Raw genomic sequence first — 2,626 nt, 5'->3', positions numbered from 1 at the left:
GGCGGAGATCGAACGCTCGTCGCGCCTGGCGCTGGCGCTCGCCAACGCAATGCCGGAGGTCGACATGTTGTCGCCGCCGCCGTCCGTGGCGCTGGCCGCGCCTGACGGGCTGCAGGAGCCGCAAGGGACCGAAGTTCTGCTTGCCTCGCTGCCGCCGCAGGACGAGATGCCGGACACAATTCCGTTGCCAACCGGCCGGCCACGGGCGCTGATCGAGCAGCCGGATCAATCGCCAAAAGCTCAAGCCTCCAGGGCGGACGCACCACGGATCGAGGCGCCACAGGAGCAGGCGCCCAAGGCGTCGGCGTCAAAGACCGGCAAGGCCCAGTCGGCCAAGGCCGCGGACGTGCTGTCCGGGAAGCTCCCGGCCCTGTCGCCGCGCAGCTCGGAGCATGCGGCCGTGCCGGCGCTGCCGGGTGTGCAGGCCAGCCAGGCCAAGCCGGCCAAGCCGGGCAAGCGCTCGAAGACCCAGGACGCGGAGATGCTCGCCTACGCCAAGCCCGACATGCCGGAGCGCGGCGCGGGCGGAGTGTTCGGCAACCTGTTCAGCAACAGGCCAAGCGTGGGCAATGGCGTCGCCGTCTACGATATCGCGGCCAGGACCGTCTATATGCCTGATGGCTCCAAGCTCGAGGCCCATTCCGGGCTGGGCTCGATGGTCGACCAGCCGCGCTTCGTCAACAAGAAGAATGTCGGCCCGACGCCGCCCGACACCTACAATCTGTCGATGCGTGAATCGCGCTTCCACGGCGTCGAGGCGATTCGGCTGACGCCGACCAGCGGCAAGAACAAATATGGCCGCGACGGCTTGCTTGCTCATACCTACATGCTGCGCGGCGGCCGCGCCGAGTCCAATGGCTGCGTCGTCTTCAAGGACTATGCCCGCTTCCTTGCCGCCTACAAGAAAGGCAAGATCAAGCGCCTGGTGGTGGTGCCGCGCATGTCGAAGCCGTTGACACAGGTCGCCCAGGAAGGCCGCCAGGGCTGATCATACGGCAGCCCTTGCGAAGGCACTCGCGCCGGAAACCCACGCCTGGACGGTGGCTCTTGCCGGCACGAGCCACAGCGACGGAGCGGCGGTGGCAGCCAAGCGGTTGCTCAACGACTTAAACCAGCGCGGCTCGTGACCTCACTGCTTGAGCTCCGCCAGCGCCCTTTGGAGCGGCGCTGGCGAGATCTGGATCGGGCCGGAGAAGGGTATATCCATGTCCATGATTAGATAGAGCGCGGCGGCGACCAGCGCCGCCGACACGATGAAGGTGCTGACCACGGTGGCGTTGCAGGGCGCCCTGAAGCCGAAGCTGGCGAAGATCAGCGTCAGCCAGGAAACCAGAAGGGCGATCAGTGGTCCGGGGATGGCGCCCTCCGACTGCTCGGCCAGCACCCAGCGCAATTCGATCACCTTCTGCAACTGCTGGCGGGCTTCCTGCAGCATGGCGACGTGTTCGTCATCGGGCGGCGTCAGCGCCCGCAGCTGGTCGCCGACATTGTTGAGCAAAAGCTCCGACAGTCTGTTGGCGACTATCGGGGTTTGCTGACTGGGCGAGGTGGCGTCGACGACGCGCTGCACATAGGCGATGAGCGGCTGGCGCGCGGCCTGCGTCTCGGGGCCGTATTGCCTGAGCGACCTGTCGAGCAAAATCAACTCAGTCGCATAGGCATGGACGTTGTGGTCGATGGATTCGAACGTGTTCTTGGCCGAGTTGATCATCAGGCCGAGCACCAGCGAGGTCATCACGACGAACAGATTGGCGGCGAGCCGCACGATCGCGCTGGTATCGTCCTGGCGGTGATGGGGCGGAAACCGGCCATGGATCAGCAGGCTGGTGAGCGAAGCCCCAGCCAGGCAGACAAAGATCGCGACCCCAAGCAGTGCCTCGCGCATGGCCGGTATTGTAACCGAGGCGTGGCGTTTGCCAAAGGGTTGCCGGGAGGCGTTGATTCACGGTGGGAGCATATTGGCCTAGGTCGTTGTTGGCGCAGGATGCTTTCAGGCTGGCGCATTCACTGGCGAAGCCCCGAACGCGTCATCCTGGGGTCTTCGCTGCGTCGCACCGCTCCTTGCTCCAGCCTGGGGTGACGAGGCCGCTGGCGTTCGCAACCACTTCGAAAAGCGCTTTCAATGTCGGCCGCAGGCTCTATGTATGGCCAGGGGCGGGTCGGCTCCGGTTCACCACGAGGATGTCATGACAATACGCGCTGTCGTCTGGGGCGAGAATATCCATGAGCGCACCAATGAGGTGGTCGCATCGATCTATCCCGAAGGGATGCACACCACGATTGCCAACGCGCTGAAGGCCGACCCCGGCATTTCCGCCTCGACCGCGACGCTGGAGCAGCCAGAGCACGGCCTTCCCGAATCCCGCCTTGCGGAGACCGATGTGCTGGTTTGGTGGGGGCACAAGGATCATGGCGCCGTCGCCGACGAAGTGGTCGAGCGGGTGGCGCGCCGCGTCTGGGAGGGGATGGGGCTGATCGTCCTCCACTCCGGCCATTTCTCGAAGATATTCAAGCGTCTGATGGGAACGCCCTGCACGCTGAAATGGCGCGAGGCCGGCGAGCGCGAGCGGCTCTGGGCGACGAGCGCCAGCCATCCGATCGCCGATGGGCTTGGCGACTATTTCGA

At 65.3% G+C, this 2,626-nt stretch carries 3 protein-coding genes; 2 read left to right on the top strand and 1 reads right to left on the bottom strand.

Annotation, left to right across the window (positions count from 1 at the left end; all coding sequences use genetic code 11):
• Positions 1-988 (top strand): tlde1 domain-containing protein (locus EOA33_RS31455; RefSeq protein ID WP_127407396.1); only part of this gene is annotated, 988 nt, incomplete at its 5' end.
• 141 nt (positions 989-1,129) lie between these two features.
• Here EOA33_RS31455 and EOA33_RS31450 read toward each other — a convergent pair.
• Entirely contained in the window at positions 1,130-1,885 is a 756-nt protein-coding gene (locus EOA33_RS31450) for a DUF4239 domain-containing protein (RefSeq protein WP_126055460.1), read from the bottom strand.
• A 301-nt stretch (positions 1,886-2,186) separates the two neighbouring features.
• Here EOA33_RS31450 and EOA33_RS31445 point away from each other — a divergent pair.
• Positions 2,187-2,626, top strand: a 440-nt coding sequence (locus tag EOA33_RS31445) for a ThuA domain-containing protein (protein ID WP_190234426.1), incomplete at its 3' end; no start/stop codon positions are given.

Origin of the sequence: Mesorhizobium sp. M4A.F.Ca.ET.050.02.1.1 (genome assembly GCF_003997725.1) — a bacterium.
Classification (GTDB): Bacteria; Pseudomonadota; Alphaproteobacteria; order Rhizobiales; family Rhizobiaceae; genus Mesorhizobium.
This window is presented reverse-complemented; position numbering and strand designations above follow the sequence as displayed.

Coding starts and splice junctions, on each gene's coding strand:
- EOA33_RS31450 (WP_126055460.1), bottom strand. CDS start 1,885: ATGCGCGAGGCACTGCTTGGGGTCGCGATCTTTGTCTGCCTGGCTGGG.